Origin of the sequence: Chitinophaga sp. CB10 (genome assembly GCA_001870995.2) — a bacterium.
Taxonomy (GTDB): domain Bacteria; phylum Bacteroidota; class Bacteroidia; order Chitinophagales; family Chitinophagaceae; genus Chitinophaga.
In genome coordinates, this window is record MLAV02000003.1 from 146,075 (window position 1) to 160,257 (window position 14,183).

At 50.0% G+C, this 14,183-nt stretch carries 13 protein-coding genes; 8 read left to right on the forward strand and 5 right to left on the reverse strand.

Features of this window, described 5'->3' with window-relative positions; genetic code table 11:
* Positions 1-2 precede the first annotated feature (2 nt).
* The 6 genes from BOC67_RS06020 (at position 3) to BOC67_RS06045 (ending at position 6,600) form a co-directional block, all read left to right on the forward strand.
* Positions 3-1,142 carry an endonuclease/exonuclease/phosphatase family protein gene (locus BOC67_RS06020; protein WP_291908321.1) on the forward strand — a complete coding sequence of 380 codons (1,140 nt, stop codon included), beginning with the start codon at positions 3-5 and terminating at the stop codon, positions 1,140-1,142.
* A 148-nt stretch (positions 1,143-1,290) separates the two neighbouring features.
* A complete protein-coding gene (gene cysS / locus BOC67_RS06025; RefSeq protein ID WP_291908323.1) occupies positions 1,291-2,793 on the forward strand; it encodes a cysteine--tRNA ligase in 1,503 nt (500 codons plus the stop codon).
* 26 nt (positions 2,794-2,819) lie between these two features.
* Positions 2,820-3,812, forward strand: a complete 993-nt coding sequence (locus tag BOC67_RS06030; protein ID WP_291908325.1) for a M28 family peptidase — start codon at positions 2,820-2,822, stop codon at positions 3,810-3,812.
* 73 nt (positions 3,813-3,885) lie between these two features.
* Positions 3,886-4,509, forward strand: coding sequence for an alpha-ketoglutarate-dependent dioxygenase AlkB (locus BOC67_RS06035; protein ID WP_291908326.1), 624 nt, complete (start codon positions 3,886-3,888; stop codon positions 4,507-4,509).
* A gap of 12 nt (positions 4,510-4,521) precedes the next feature.
* Complete coding sequence (locus tag BOC67_RS06040) at positions 4,522-5,424, forward strand: hypothetical protein (RefSeq protein WP_291908328.1); 903 nt, start codon at positions 4,522-4,524, stop codon at positions 5,422-5,424.
* 108 nt (positions 5,425-5,532) lie between these two features.
* On the forward strand, positions 5,533-6,600 hold the full coding sequence (locus BOC67_RS06045) for an META domain-containing protein (protein WP_291908330.1): 1,068 nt from the start codon (positions 5,533-5,535) through the stop codon (positions 6,598-6,600).
* 72 nt (positions 6,601-6,672) lie between these two features.
* Here the strand turns inward: BOC67_RS06045 and BOC67_RS06050 are convergent, their stop codons facing one another.
* The 5 genes from BOC67_RS06050 to BOC67_RS06070 all read right to left on the reverse strand — a co-directional run bounded on the left by BOC67_RS06050 (position 6,673) and on the right by BOC67_RS06070 (position 12,844).
* Entirely contained in the window at positions 6,673-6,990 is a 318-nt protein-coding gene (locus BOC67_RS06050) for an IPT/TIG domain-containing protein (RefSeq protein WP_291908331.1), read from the reverse strand.
* 209 nt (positions 6,991-7,199) lie between these two features.
* Complete coding sequence (locus BOC67_RS06055; RefSeq protein ID WP_291908333.1) at positions 7,200-7,946, reverse strand: succinate dehydrogenase/fumarate reductase iron-sulfur subunit; 747 nt, start codon at positions 7,944-7,946, stop codon at positions 7,200-7,202.
* Positions 7,947-7,979: 33 nt separating this feature from the next.
* Positions 7,980-9,890, reverse strand: coding sequence for a fumarate reductase/succinate dehydrogenase flavoprotein subunit (locus BOC67_RS06060; protein WP_291908334.1), 1,911 nt, complete (start codon positions 9,888-9,890; stop codon positions 7,980-7,982).
* A gap of 6 nt (positions 9,891-9,896) precedes the next feature.
* Complete coding sequence (locus tag BOC67_RS06065) at positions 9,897-10,556, reverse strand: succinate dehydrogenase cytochrome b subunit (protein WP_291908336.1); 660 nt, start codon at positions 10,554-10,556, stop codon at positions 9,897-9,899.
* Positions 10,557-10,681: 125 nt separating this feature from the next.
* Positions 10,682-12,844, reverse strand: coding sequence for a S46 family peptidase (locus BOC67_RS06070; RefSeq protein WP_291908338.1), 2,163 nt, complete (start codon positions 12,842-12,844; stop codon positions 10,682-10,684).
* Positions 12,845-13,073: 229 nt separating this feature from the next.
* Between BOC67_RS06070 and BOC67_RS06075 the strand changes: the two genes are divergently transcribed.
* Positions 13,074-13,505: a hypothetical protein gene (locus tag BOC67_RS06075; protein WP_291908341.1), complete on the forward strand. Its 432-nt coding sequence runs from the start codon at positions 13,074-13,076 to the stop codon at positions 13,503-13,505.
* Between the two features lie 51 nt (positions 13,506-13,556).
* The gene (locus tag BOC67_RS06080; RefSeq protein WP_291908343.1) at positions 13,557-14,162 is read left to right on the forward strand and encodes a ribonuclease HII; all 606 of its coding nucleotides are present in this window, start codon (positions 13,557-13,559) and stop codon (positions 14,160-14,162) included.
* Positions 14,163-14,183 lie beyond the last annotated feature (21 nt).

Consider the following 14,183-nt stretch of genomic DNA (forward strand, 5'->3'; position numbering starts at 1 on the left):
CAGTGCGATTCTTAAGACTTTTTACAAAAGGATTTTTTGTAATATTAAATATCGCCCTGGTTTTATTATTCCTGGCAGCATGCCTGGCTCCCTATATCTCGCCGGCGTGGTTTTGGCCCATCAGTTTTCTGACGCTGGCTTTCCCTTTTTTACTGGGGTTACTGGTGTTGTTCCTGCTGGGGTGGCTGGTATTTAACTACCGGTATGCGCTGCTCTCCCTGACGGCGATATTACTGGGCTGGAAATCTATTAGCGCGTTTATTGCCTTTAATATGCCAGCTGGCAACAAGCCCATGCCTGCAGCGGAAAGCATTACGGTGATGAGTTACAATGTAAGCCAGTTTGGCCTTTACAAGGAACGTGACAGCAAATATACCCGTCAGGCCATGTTTGCGCTCATCAAGAAACAGGAGCCGGATATTGCCTGCTTTCAGGACTTTTATACCGCAGAGCGAAAAAATGATTTTAATAACCGGGAAGACATCTCTCATGAGATGAACCTCCCCTATCGCTTTTTTTCCAGTGATTTCAACCGTAACGGTAACCAGCACTGGGGCTCCATCATTTATTCCAAATACCCTATCATTGCATCAGATAAGGTAAAAATGAGCAGCGGCCCCTTAAGCGAAAGCCTTATCTATGCTGATATTGTACGGAAAGGGGATACGCTCCGGATCATCAATATGCACCTGGAATCCTACCGGTTTAACCAGAAGGACTACCGGGCGATCCGCAAGATCCGCAACCAGGAAGATACCGGGCTGGTGGCCACCAAAAGTATTGTGCAAAAGATGCGTGAGGCGTATATTCGCCGCAGTCAGCAGGCCGATATTGTGGGGGATTTTATCCGGCAGAGTCCTTATCCCGTGATTGTTTGCGGCGATTTTAACGATACCCCTGCTTCCTATACTTATTTTAAGATAAGGGGAGACTTACAGGACGCGTTCCTGAAAAAGGGCATCGGCATCGGGCGTACTTTCAGCGGCCTTGCGCCAACGCTGCGGATCGACTATGTTTTTGTAGACCCATACTTCCAGGTGAATAGTTTCCGGAAGATAAATTCAGATCTCTCAGATCATTATCCGGTCATTAGCAACCTGAGTATTGCGGGAGAAAAGCCGGAAAATGGCGTAAATAAATAAGAAACAATAGATTATGATTAATATAAATATTTTAAGATCTGACCGATGTTGTTGCCGCAGATTTCCTACCGCGACGAAAACAATATCTATCTTTGCAATCCACCAATAAAACATACTGGCGTTGGAAGATGCCAGCTATTTACAGCATATGTCAGAACTCAAAATATACAATTCAATACACCGTCAGAAAGAAGTATTTACACCAATAACGCCGGGCCATGTGGGTATGTATGTTTGCGGACCTACCGTTTCAGGGGAATCGCACCTGGGCCATGCGCGCCCGTACATCACCTTTGACGTGGTAAACCGCTACCTGCGTTTCCTGGGCTATAAAGTCCGCTACGTGCGTAATATCACCGACGCCGGCCACTTCGAGGAAGAAGGCCGCGAGGCAGAAGATAAAATTTCTAAAAAAGCCATACTGGAAAAGCTCGAGCCGATGGAGCTGGTACAGAAATACACCAACCTGTACCACTGGGCCATGCTGCAGTTCAACAACCTGGAACCCAGCATTGAACCTACCGCTACCGGCCATATCATCGAGCAAATCGAAATGATCAAAAAGATCATGGAGAAAGGGTATGCCTATGAGGTAGACGGCTCCGTGTATTTTGACGTAAAAAAATACGCCGCCAGTTACGACTACGGCATCCTGAGCGGCCGCGTGCTGGAAGATATGCTGGAAACCACCCGCGAGCTGGAAGGCCAGGACGAAAAGCGCAACAAGGCTGATTTTGCCTTGTGGAAAAAAGCGCCGCCGGAGCATATTATGCGCTGGCCAAGCCCATGGGGAGAAGGCTTCCCGGGATGGCATATCGAGTGCTCCGCGATGAGCGCCAAATACCTCGGCTCGCAGTTTGATATCCACGGAGGTGGTATGGACCTGCAGTTCCCACACCACGAGTGCGAAATCGCCCAGAGCGAAATTGCCCATGGCGAGCTGATGGCGCGCTACTGGATGCACAATAACATGATCACTATCAACGGCCGTAAAATGGGTAAGTCGTATGGTAATACCATTACCCTTACCGAGATGTTTTCCGGCAATAATCCACAGCTGGAAAAAGGCTACAGCCCGATGGTGATCCGCTTCTTTGTACTGCAAACGCATTACCGCGGTACGCTGGACTTCTCCAACGAGGCCCTGCAGGCCGCAGAAAAAGGGTTGCAGCGGTTATGGGCGGCTTATGAAGTGCTGCAAAAGCTGACTTACAGCAGTAACGGACAGCCCATCAACGAGGAGCTGGACAAACAGGTAAGGCAGCTGTGCGCTGAACTGCCTGATTTCATGAACGATGACTTCAATACCGCCAAAGTCATGGCCAACCTGTTTGAGCTGGCCCCGGTGATCAACTCACTGAAAGGCGGCCAGATCAAAATGCATGAGATCAGCGAAGACACCTTCCAGCTGCTCCAATACTCCTGGAAAACATACCTGGTGGATATACTGGGTATCCAGATGGAAGTGCTGGGTACGGACGAAGACAAGCTGGACGGCGTATTACAGATGCTCATCAACATGCGCAAGGAAGCGAAAGCCCGTAAGGACTACGCTACTTCCGACAAGATCCGTAACGAGCTGCTGGCCGTTGGCATACAGTTGAAAGATGAAAAAGATGGCAGTGTTTCCTACTCCATCGTGCAGGACTAATTGAATAATCAGCAAGAAATAAGATAATGCGTAAAGCTCTGATCGCGCTGACGGCGCTGGCTGTAATGGCCGGCGCCTGTCAGCAGAATGGAAAAACCGGGGAAGGTCATAACGACAGTACGGGCGCCAGTAAGGTAGACCGTATCCAGGCGCCGGTACCGGTATTCTCGGAGGATTCCGCCTACGCCTACACTGAAAAACAGGTAAGCTTTGGCCCCCGGATCCCCAATACGCCTGCACAGGAAAAATGTGCTGAATGGCTCATTTCCAACCTGAAAAAATGGGCGGATACCGTGTATGTACAACGTACTACCGTAACCGGTCCTAAAGGTGAAAAACTTCCCTGCATCAACATTATCGGCAGTTTCAACCCGGCAGCGAAGCAGCGCGTGCTGTTGCTGGCGCACTGGGATACCCGCCCCATTGCAGATGAAGATGCCTTTGATAAGACCAAGAAGCTCGATGGCGCGGACGATGGGGGCAGCGGCGTAGCGGTGCTGCTGGAAGCGGCCAGGAATTTCAAGGCGCAAAGGCCGGATGCCGGCGTGGACATCCTGCTGGTGGATGTGGAAGATTACGGCGACCCGTCCAACGAAAACTCCTTCTGCCTTGGTACGCAATACTGGGCTAAAAACCCGCATGTTCCCGGCTACAAAGCCAACTACGGTATCCTGCTGGATATGGTCGGCGGCCGCGGCTCGCAGTTTTACATGGAAAAAGCCTCCCAGCAATATGCTGCCGGCCCAATGAGAATGTTCTGGGATGTAGCCAATTCCATTGGTTACTCTGATATCTTCCGGTATGAAGATTTTGGCGCCTATATTACCGACGATCATATCCCGGTAAATACCATTGCCAACATACCTACTTTTGACGTGCTGGCCTGGCAGGCCAGTGGTCAGTTTCCTTCACACTGGCATACTACCAACGACAATATGAGTGTGATAGATAAACGTACCCTGAAAGCGGTGGGTCAAACCATCCTCCAGGTGATCTATACACAACCTTTCTCCTACTAAAATCTTTTGCAGGTTTATAGCGCTGAAAGGCAGAACACATATACAATGCGTAGTGCCGTCTTAATTTAGTGCTATGAGCCTGCAGGGAAGTTTATTCGGTCAGGATAACAATCAAAAACAGGAGATCACCCTGGAAAATGGTCTCCTGGAATATTATCCGCAATTTTTTACTCCAACGGACAGCGACCGGATTTTCCATCAGCTCATTACTACCATTAACTGGAAGCAGGAATCCATGCGCATGTATGGGCGGGAAGTCCTGTTTCCCAGGTTAATGGCGTGGTACGGGGATGCCAACAGTTCCTATTCCTTTTCCGGAAATACATTTGAGCCTTTGCCATGGACAGCGGAGCTGATCCTGATCAGGGACCGCGTGGCACAAGCTGCCGGCGTCACATTTAACAGTGTGCTGCTGAATTATTACCGCAGTGGCAATGATTCGATGGGCTGGCATGCGGACGATGAGCCGGAGCTGGGCAGCAACCCGGTGATCGCTTCCGTGAATCTGGGCGCTACGAGGCGCTTTATGTTGCGGCGCCGGGATAATAAGGCCTTGAAATATGAAATTGCATTAGAGCATGGCTCACTGTTGCTAATGAAAGGCGAACTGCAACACTACTGGGAACACCAGGTTCCCAAAACGGCCAGGCCGGTAGGCCCCCGCATCAACCTTACTTTCAGATACATCTATCCTTAAAACCGAACCACCATGAAGAACCTGGTTTTATTAATCGGAAATGATATCAACAACATTTCCGTCGGCCGGAGCTGGAAAGACCTGCTGCAGGATATTATCACCTATTGCCATTCTTCCGGGTGCATAGAGATCGACGATAAGAAACCATTTCCGCTGCTTTATGAAGAGATTTTCCTGACGGCCATCCGCCGGCATCATATCAGGGAAAAAGACCTGAAAACCTTCATTGCCGCCAAAACTGCGGAGATTAGCCCCAACCGGCTGCATGCCGCTATCAGGGCTTTACAGCCGGAACATATACTGACCACCAATTATGAATTTACACTGGAAGGGCGCACGCCTACACGTAATACCAGCCTGATACGCGAAACGAATTTCAGCATCTTCAGGCGCTACACGGAAGAGGGTATTCATTACTGGCATATCCATGGCGACTGCCTGCATCCCATGAGCATTAACCTTGGCTTTGAACACTATGGCGGCCAGTTACAGCTGATGCGGAATTATGTGGTGAGCGGCACCATGTACAGCAATAAGGCAGTGCCGAAAGAATCCCTGATAAGGCGCATCAGGCAACAGGAAGTGTACTTCCACTCCTGGATAGACCTGTTTTTTACCAGGGATATACACATCTTTGGATTGTCGCTGGACTTCGTAGAGTCGGACCTGTGGTGGCTGCTCACCTACAGGGCACGGCAGCAATTCCAGCATAAAACAATCAGCGTTCCTAACAACATTTACTACTACATTCCCGAGGAATACACGGCCCGTTCCAGGTTCAAATTAGACCTGCTGAAGGCCAATGGCGTCACCGTTATAAGCATGCCGGCCGCCAGTAAGCTGGCGTATTATGAAGGCATTATAGACAGGATTCGCAATATGACGCCTGCCCAGGATACAGCTATTGCCTTGTAATCATGAAATAAGCAAAAAACTGGCAATTTCTTTGCAATTCAGGCAGAGATGTAACAAAATGCAGAACCTGAACGCTTGCATTATTGTTAAAGTTTAAAATCTTAGTCTATGTTATTGAATTTAGCAATTGCCATGAGCGCGCTTTTCTTCGCACCAAAGTCAGCGCAAAGCGGCCCCAAAACCCAGGTCATGTACGTGAAGGAAAACAAAGTACCCTGCACGGGAGTGGCACCCATGGAATGCTTACAGGTGAGAGCAGAAAATGAAACAGAGTGGTCCAACCTGTACACCAACATCCAGGGATTTCACTATCAGCCGGGCTACCAGTATAAACTGCTGGTGACGGTATCCAGTATTAAAAACCCTCCTGCCGACGGCTCTTCCCTGAAATACACCCTGAAAAAAGTGATGTTCAAAAAGAAAGTAACGGTTAGCGACAATGGCTCTCCCTTTGTCAGCGGCAAACGCTGGACGCTTGTGGAAATGAACGGCACCCCGATCAGCAAAGGCAAAATCTGGTTAGAGTTTGATCCTTCCGGCAACCGCTATCATGGAAATGGCGGCTGTAACGGCATCGGTGGCGAGTTTACGCAGAACGCCGCTGCACGTATTGTGAGCTTCACCCGTGGTATGAGCACGATGATGGCCTGCATAGACGAAAACGATATGCGCAACGAAACCAATTTCCAACGCGCCCTGGAACAAAAAACCTATAACTACCGCGTGGAAAACGGCCACCTGAATTTATACGGCAATGGCCGCCGCCTTCTCTCGTTTAAGCAGGGAGCAGCTGGCGAAGATAAAACACAGCAGCAGCCGGATGTATGGGCTTTTATTTCCAGCAAGAGATGGAACCTCATTAAGCTCAATGAAACCACGATTACAGAGCCAGGGATCTACCTGGAATTCGACCCGGCTAAAGGCCGCTACCATGGCCGCGGTGGATGCAATATCGTAAACGGCAGCTTTAAGCATACCGCTTCTACTATCTCCATGGGGCCGGGCATGAGTACCCGCATGGCCTGCGGCGAGGCTATCATGAAAAGGGAAGCTGAATTCATGCGCGTGATCAGCGGTAAAACCTACAAATTTGATGTAGCCGATCAAACGCTGAATTTCTATGATAAGGATAAGCTGGTAATGATCTTTGGTATGGCGGATAAAGAACAGAAATAATTCCCTCACTTTTACATAAAAAAATACCCTCGCCTATAGCGAGGGTATTTTTTTGCGCCTGCCCTGTAGCACTTACCTCAAAGGCAAATTGGCTGCCAGCATTGCGTTGGAGTTATACTCAAACATTAATGAATTGGAAGGATGATCTCCTACCGTCACCGTTACCGGCACAATGCCCGCTTTGTGAGGCGGCACCTGCACCAGCAGGTAGTTAGAGCTTGCATACAGCACTACGGCTTTTACATCTCCGAATACCACGGTGTTCTCCAGCTTATTGGTGCTGAAACCATTACCTCTGATCCGGATAAAGTTACCCGCATTGCCTGTGGCGGTAACTTTAGCGATCGGGTCCTTTCTTTCACTTTCCTTTTTGGGGTTGCACGCTAGCATGCATGTTAATAACAATACAAGGGGCGTCACAAACAATGTCAACTTTTTCATTCCTATGCTTTTTTGGGGGTAAACAAACCCTGTTTAAAAACTTCAATACCCTTTTTGGTATCGATGCGGTCGCAAAGTTACATCACCTGTACGCATTCTATCTGCGTAGTTCCAACAAAAAATAAAAAACCGTATTACTACGGTTACGACTGTATGAATTACCTGCGCAGGATATGCGCCTTATTAAATTCCCAGTTCATGCGGGCTATATGCAGTACTGAAATTTCCTGCGGGCATTCCACTTCACAGGCTTCCGTATTGGTACAATGCCCGAAGCCTTCCGCATCCATCTGGTTCACCAGGTGCAACACCCTGTCCTGCGCCTCTTCCTTCCCTTGCGGCAGTAATGCAAGGTGGGTGACTTTGGCGCTGGTGAACAAGGCTGCACTGGAATTTTTGCAGACCGCTACGCAGGCCCCGCAGCCGATGCAGGCTGCCGCATCAAAGGCCGCTTCCGCCAGTGGGGAAGCAATACGGGTAGTATTGGCCTCCGGCGCCTGGCCTGTATTGACGGATATGAATCCGCCTGCCTGTATGATGCGATCCAGCGCGGAACGATCCACCTTCAAATCGCATTTAACCGGGAACGCCGCGGCGCGGAATGGTTCAATATAAATCTCCTGCCCGTCCCGGAAGCTACGCATATGCAGCTGGCAGGTGGTGGTATTCTTTAACGGACCATGGGGCCGCCCATTGATCATTACCCCGCACTGGCCGCAGATACCTTCCCGGCAGTCGTGGTCAAATTCCACGGGGCGTACGCCCTGCCGCATCAGCTGTTCATTCAGTACGTCCAGCATTTCCAGGAACGACATATCTTCATTCACCTCTTTCAGCTCATAGGATTCCATCCTGCCGGGCGAGCCGGCTTCTTCCTGCCGCCATATTTTTAATCGTATATGCATACGCGTTAGTTTTATCAGATGAAGTAAACGCCGCTATTTATAACTCCGTACTGCAGGCGTTACAAACTCGAATTGCAGGGGTTCCATATAGAGCTTGGGCGGCTGTTCGCTGCCGGTCCATCCCCAGGCGGAGATAAAGGAGAAATCTTTATCGTTCCGCATCGCTTCCCCGTCAGGGGTCTGGTATTCCTCCCGGAAATGCGCCCCACAGGATTCATTCCTGGTTAAAGCGTCATAGCACATCAGCTCTCCGAGTTCCAGGTAGTCCGCCACGCGTCCGGCCTTTTCCAGCTCTCCATTGAGTCCCAGCCCTCCGGGTACATGGAGGTTTTTGTAAAACTCCGAACGCAGCTCCCGGATGTCCGTAATGGCGGCCTGCAGTCCTGCAGCAGAGCGGGAAAGGCCGCATTTATCATATAATATCCGGCCCAGCTTACGGTGGAAATAATCTGCCGGCTCCCTGCCCTGAATAGCCATGAACAGCTGTAACTGTTCTTTCACCTGCCGTTCAGCGGCATCAAATGCCGGGTGCCGGGCATCCACCGGGCCTGTTTTTATTTCATCCGCCAGGTAATTAGCCATGGTGTACGGCGCAATAAAGTAACCGTCCACACAGGCTTGCAGCAGTGAGTTGGCGCCCAGCCGGTTAGCCCCGTGGTCTGCGAAATTCGCTTCTCCCAAAGCATACAAGCCGGGGATGGTAGTCATGAGTTCATAATCCACCCAGAGGCCGCCCATGGAGAAGTGCGCCGCCGGGGAGATCAGCATGGGCTCTGTATAGGCGTTTACGTTAGTGATCTTCTGGTACATCCTGAACAGGTTGCCGTATTTTTCTTTGATCTTGTCCTCCCCCTGCTCCCGGATGGCGCGGGAAAAATCCAGGTACACGGCATTTTTCAGCGGCCCCACCCCAAAGCCGGCATCAATCCGCTCTTTGGCCGCGCGGGAAGCTATATCCCGGGGGCTGAGGTTACCAAAGGAGGGATATCTTCTCTCCAAATAATAATCCCTTTCCTCCTCCGGTATTTGGTTGGGGGGCCGCCCGTCGCCCTGCCTTTTAGGCACCCAGATGCGGCCATCATTACGCAGGGATTCTGACATCAGGGTGAGTTTGGACTGGTACTCGCCTGATTGCGGCAGGCTGGTAGGATGGATCTGCGTCCAGCTGGGGTTAGCCATGAGCGCTCCTTTCTTATGCGCCCGCCAGATGGCGGAGCCGTTACAACCCATGGCCAGGGTCGACAGGAAGTATATCTTCCCGAAGCCGCCGGTGGCCAGCACCACTGCATGGGCGCTGTGCCGCTCAATGGCGCCGGTATCCATATTCCGGATGATCACTCCCCGGGCCTTGCCATCGATCACTACCAGGTCCAGCATTTCATGACGGGCGTAGAGTTGCACGTGGCCCTGATGCACTTGCCGCATCAACGCCTGATAAGCCCCCAATAGCAACTGTTGGCCGGTTTGCCCCCTGGCGTAAAAAGTCCGGGATACCTGCACGCCGCCAAAGGAGCGGTTGTTAAGATAACCGCCATATTCCCGGCCAAAGGGCACGCCCTGCGCCACTGCCTGATCTATCAAACTGGCGCTGCATTCCGCCAGTCGGTAAACATTGGCTTCGCGTGCCCGGAAGTCGCCTCCCTTAATGGTATCGTAAAACATCCGGAAGACGCTGTCCCCATCATTTTTATAATTTTTACAGGCATTTACGCCGCCCTGCGCGGCCACGGAGTGCGCACGCCGGGCCGAGTCCTGGAAGCAAAAGCTCTTTACCCGGTAGCCCATTTCGCCGAGCGAAGCAGCCACGGAACTGCCGGCCAGGCCGGTTCCCACGACGATGATATCCAGCTTCTTCCGGTTGGCGGGATTTACCAGTTTCGCATGAGCCTTGTAGTTATTCCACTTTTCTTCCAGTGGTCCCTGAGGTATTTTCGCATCCAGCATGGCCAGCTATTTTAAAAAATGAACATAAACGGGAATGAAGGCAAAGCCGGCACAGATGCCCACACTGTATATCCAGCCGAGCGCCTTTATCCAGCGGACATATTTGGGATGATACACGCCCAGCGTACGGGCTGCGCTAAAGAAACCGTGCAGCAGGTGATAACAAAGCGCCACCATACAAATCACATACACAGCTACATACCAGCCCTGGCTATAGACTTCCGTGACCAGCGTGTACAGGTCTTTATTCCCTTTGGCATCCAGGGGCAACTGTCCGAACTTATAGACGTACCAGAAATCGCGGAAATGGATCACCAGGAAAATGAAAATGACCGTGCCCAGCAAGCCCATGTTGCGGGAGTACCACTTACTGGCACTGCCGCGGCGGTCGTAATGATATTTCACCTTCCGGGCGCGTGTATTCGCCGCCGTTATAATGATGGCGTATATGACGTGCGCAAGGATGCTGGCATACAGCACCCATGAAATAATTTTGATAAGGATATTGCCTGAAAGCAGGTGGGAATAGGCGTTAAACTGCAATTGTGATTCCGCCGCCGGCAGCAACAGTTGCAGGTTTCCCAGCAGATGTATCACGAGAAAGAAGCAGAGGAACAGGCCCGTTAGTGCCATCCAAATCTTCCTTGTCAGGGTGGTTTGTGTCATACATGGATATTTAAAGTACCTGTTGGCGCTGCCGTTGATAACACCCTGTAAATCGAAAATGTTTGAATAAAAGAAGCCCGTCCGGATAATCGGACGGGCTTCTTTATGCGAGTTTCGGGAAAAATTTATTTCACGATTTTCAGTTCCCTGATAATATTGCTTGCGCCACCGAGTTTATCGATGCACCAGAGTACATAACGCACATCTACGCAGATAGTGCGGTTGTAGTTGGAATCGAACTGGATTTTATGGCTCAGCGCTTCGTAGTTACCATCGAAGGCAAGGCCGATCAGTTCCCCGTTACCGTTGATAACCGGGCTGCCGGAGTTACCGCCGGTGATATCGTTGGTGGCGATAAAGCACACCACTACGTCGTTGCGTTTGGCGTCTTTATACTGACCGAAATCTTTTTTATTGTACAGGTCCAGGTAGCCGGCAGGCAGGTCAAATTCGTAGTCTCCCGGAACATACTTTTCGATTACGCCTTTCATGGTGCAAACGTAGTCGTAGTTAACGGCGTCGCGCGGAGAGTAAGGTTTAACCTGGCCGTAGGACACGCGCATGGTGAAGTTGGCATCCGGGTATCTGTTGGCATTAGGTTGCATTTGCATGATACCTTTCAGGTATTCGCGGCCCAGGTCATTATTTTTCATCACGAACTGGTTGTACAGCGGCAGGTATTTGCCGGTATAGTTTTTCACGAATGCGCTGGCGTAGGCGAAAGCAGGATCGGCCTGCAGGGTGACAGCATCGGGATTTTTCACGAATGCATCCCATTTGGCGTCATTGAAAATCATGGTGTTAGCCATGAGGTTGGCCGCCCATTTGCGGTAGGTAGCATCTTCAGAAAGATTGCCGTATTTGGAACTCAGCTCCTGGTAGAACGCAGTTGGTTGCTGATCCTTTGGAATGTCGTTATAGAACATTTGGCAGGTAGCGGCGAGAATTTTTTCATCGCTCGGTTTGTTTTCGCTTTCCAGGAATGCCTTGCGGGCTTTATCCGCAGCGGCAACGGCATTTTTCACCGCATCCTTAGGCGCGTTTGGCGTAACCAGCGCTTTTTCTACCTGCAGCAGCGTGGAGGCAAAGCCGGCAACCGGAGAGCCCAGGATACCTTCGGTGAGGTACACACGGCCTTTTGCGTACGGAGTCCAGGCTTTATAGTTGGCTGCATAATCGTTCAGGATATTGGCGAATTCAGGTTTATCCTGCGCCCATTTTGCGAATGCAGCTTCCTGTTTTCTTTTTTCTTCGAGTACGTGGTATTTTTCGAGTTGTTTGGTTTCCCCGTCGAAGAATTTCCAGTAGTTGGCAATACCGGCGTAGGAAGAAGCCAGCTGCAGTTTAACCGCAGGGTCTTTCTTCATCTGCTCGAACATAGCTTTCAGGCGAACGTCGCGCAGGTTAACGGTATTGGGATTTTCTACGGTATTTTTCAGTTCCACGCCATAGGAGGTTTCGTAACGGTTGGTACCGCCCGGATATCCGAAGATCATGGCATAGTCGTTCTCTTTCACGCCTTTAATGGAAACCGGCAGGAAGTGCTTGGGTTTTAAAGGCACGTTGTCTTTGGAATAAGGAGCGGGTTTACCGTTTTTGTCGGCATACACGCGGAAGATGGAGAAGTCGCCCGTGTGGCGTGGCCATTCCCAGTTATCCGTATCGCCGCCGAATTTACCGATAGACTCAGGAGGCGTACCTACGAGGCGGATATCGGTATAGCGTTCGTACACAAACAGCAGGTATTGGTTGGCTTTGTACATCGGTACTACTTTGGCTTCGTAACCGGTACCGGCAGTAGCTTTTTCGACGATCTCGCCGTAGGCAGCCTGCTCTTTGGCGGTTCTTTCCGCGCCGGACAAGCCTTTTACCGCATCTTCCACTTGTTTGGTAACATCTTCTACTTTTACCAGGAACTGGACAGAAAGCATTGGGGAGGAAATTTCCTGCGATTTGTCCTTGGCATAGAAGCCATTTTTCAGGTAGTTGTGTTCCACTGTGCTGGCTGCCGCGATGGCGCCGTAACCGCAGTGGTGATTGGTGAAGATCAGGCCTTCGTTACTCACGATTTCGCCTGTACAGCCGCCGCCGAAGATCACGATGGCGTCTTTAATGGATGCTTTGTTGATACTGTATAACTGTTCTTTCGTCAATTTGAGGCCTCTTTTCACCATGTCGTTATACGTTTGCTGCCCCAGCAAATAGGGAAGCCACATGCCCTCATCCGCTTTGGCCCATTTGAAACTAACGGCCATGAGGAGGAGCAAAACCACCAGATGTTTTCTCATAGTTTTTGCAGATTTGTTTTTAAGGACCTCAAACCTATGCTTTTTTTTGTTAACCATGAAGTTAGACTGCTATGGATGGCGGATTTAGCCCCACATGTGGTAATAAAATAAATGTGTTAAAAATTTGAACAAAAAAACTGGAATATGATTTGATAAAGGGACCTTCAGCTGGCTATGCCAGAATTTTTTTTACCCCCTGTGAATCAGGATAATTTAAAACCTGTCGTATATGAAAAAATTATGGTTAGTATTTGGAATTGCGGCGCTGGCAGCTTGCCAGTCCGGCCCTACTCAGGAGCAAAAGAAAGATTCCATCCGATCCGACCTGCAACAGGCTGGCGAAGACGTTAAATCTGCCGCCAGTAAAACCGGAGATTACCTCCAGCAGCAGAAAAACGAAACGATAGACACCCTGAATGCGCGCATAGCACAGATAGATAAGGCCACTGAAGAATTAAAGAAAAAAGGCGATAAAAAGAGCAAGGAAGCCCGCGAGAAACTGGAAGAACTGAAGTTACAGATGAAACAGGAAGTGGAAGACGTGAAGCAAGCCAGTGCGGAGAAATGGGACAGTACCAAGAAAGCGGCAGAGCAATTTGGGGATAAATCGGCCAAATTGTGGAGTGATTTCAAAAGGGATTTTAAGGACCTGTTTAATTAAGGAGCTTGTTCCTTCTTTTTTAATCATGTAATTTTACCCGGCTTAACAGATTTGGAATTGCTACTAACTCGATACCAGGATTTATTTTTTGAAGCCGGCTGTGATGAGGCCGGGCGCGGGTGCCTCGCTGGGCCCGTATTCGCTGCCGCGGTTATATTGCCGGTGGAATTCAATCATCCGTTACTCAATGATTCCAAGCAGATGAAACCTGCGGACAGGGATGAACTGAGAAAGGTTATCGAGCAGGAAGCCATCTGTTATGCGGTGGCCAGTGTGGATAATGAAGAAATAGACCGGATTAATATTCTGAAAGCATCTTTTAAAGCGATGCACCTGGCACTTGAAAAGTTAAGCAAGGCGCCGGAGTACATTTTGGTAGATGGTAACAGGTTTACCCCCTATGGAGGTGTACCACATGCCTGTATTGTCCAGGGAGACGGCAAGTACGCTTCGATCGCGGCAGCTTCTGTACTGGCAAAAACCTACAGGGATGAGTACATGCAGCAACTGCACCTATCTTACCCGCATTTTGGATGGGATTCAAATATGGGATATCCCACCAAACAGCACCGCGATGCCATCCGAGAGTTTGGAGAAACGCCCTACCACCGGAAATCTTTCAGGTTGTTGCCGGAACAACTGGAACTTGATTTTTAGGGAGCCAATTTTAATCTAATA

Excerpts from the sequence above, each read along its gene's own strand:
- cysS (WP_291908323.1), top strand. The coding sequence starts at position 1,291 with ATGTCAGAACTCAAAATATACAATTCAATACACCGTCAGAAAGAAGTA.
- BOC67_RS06030 (WP_291908325.1), top strand. The coding sequence starts at position 2,820 with ATGCGTAAAGCTCTGATCGCGCTGACGGCGCTGGCTGTAATGGCCGGC.
- BOC67_RS06035 (WP_291908326.1), top strand. The coding sequence starts at position 3,886 with ATGAGCCTGCAGGGAAGTTTATTCGGTCAGGATAACAATCAAAAACAG.
- BOC67_RS06040 (WP_291908328.1), top strand. The coding sequence starts at position 4,522 with ATGAAGAACCTGGTTTTATTAATCGGAAATGATATCAACAACATTTCC.
- BOC67_RS06045 (WP_291908330.1), top strand. The coding sequence starts at position 5,533 with ATGTTATTGAATTTAGCAATTGCCATGAGCGCGCTTTTCTTCGCACCA.
- BOC67_RS06050 (WP_291908331.1), bottom strand. The coding sequence starts at position 6,990 with ATGCTAGCGTGCAACCCCAAAAAGGAAAGTGAAAGAAAGGACCCGATC.
- BOC67_RS06055 (WP_291908333.1), bottom strand. The coding sequence starts at position 7,946 with ATGCATATACGATTAAAAATATGGCGGCAGGAAGAAGCCGGCTCGCCC.
- BOC67_RS06060 (WP_291908334.1), bottom strand. The coding sequence starts at position 9,890 with ATGCTGGATGCGAAAATACCTCAGGGACCACTGGAAGAAAAGTGGAAT.
- BOC67_RS06065 (WP_291908336.1), bottom strand. The coding sequence starts at position 10,556 with ATGACACAAACCACCCTGACAAGGAAGATTTGGATGGCACTAACGGGC.
- BOC67_RS06070 (WP_291908338.1), bottom strand. The coding sequence starts at position 12,844 with ATGAGAAAACATCTGGTGGTTTTGCTCCTCCTCATGGCCGTTAGTTTC.
- BOC67_RS06075 (WP_291908341.1), top strand. The coding sequence starts at position 13,074 with ATGAAAAAATTATGGTTAGTATTTGGAATTGCGGCGCTGGCAGCTTGC.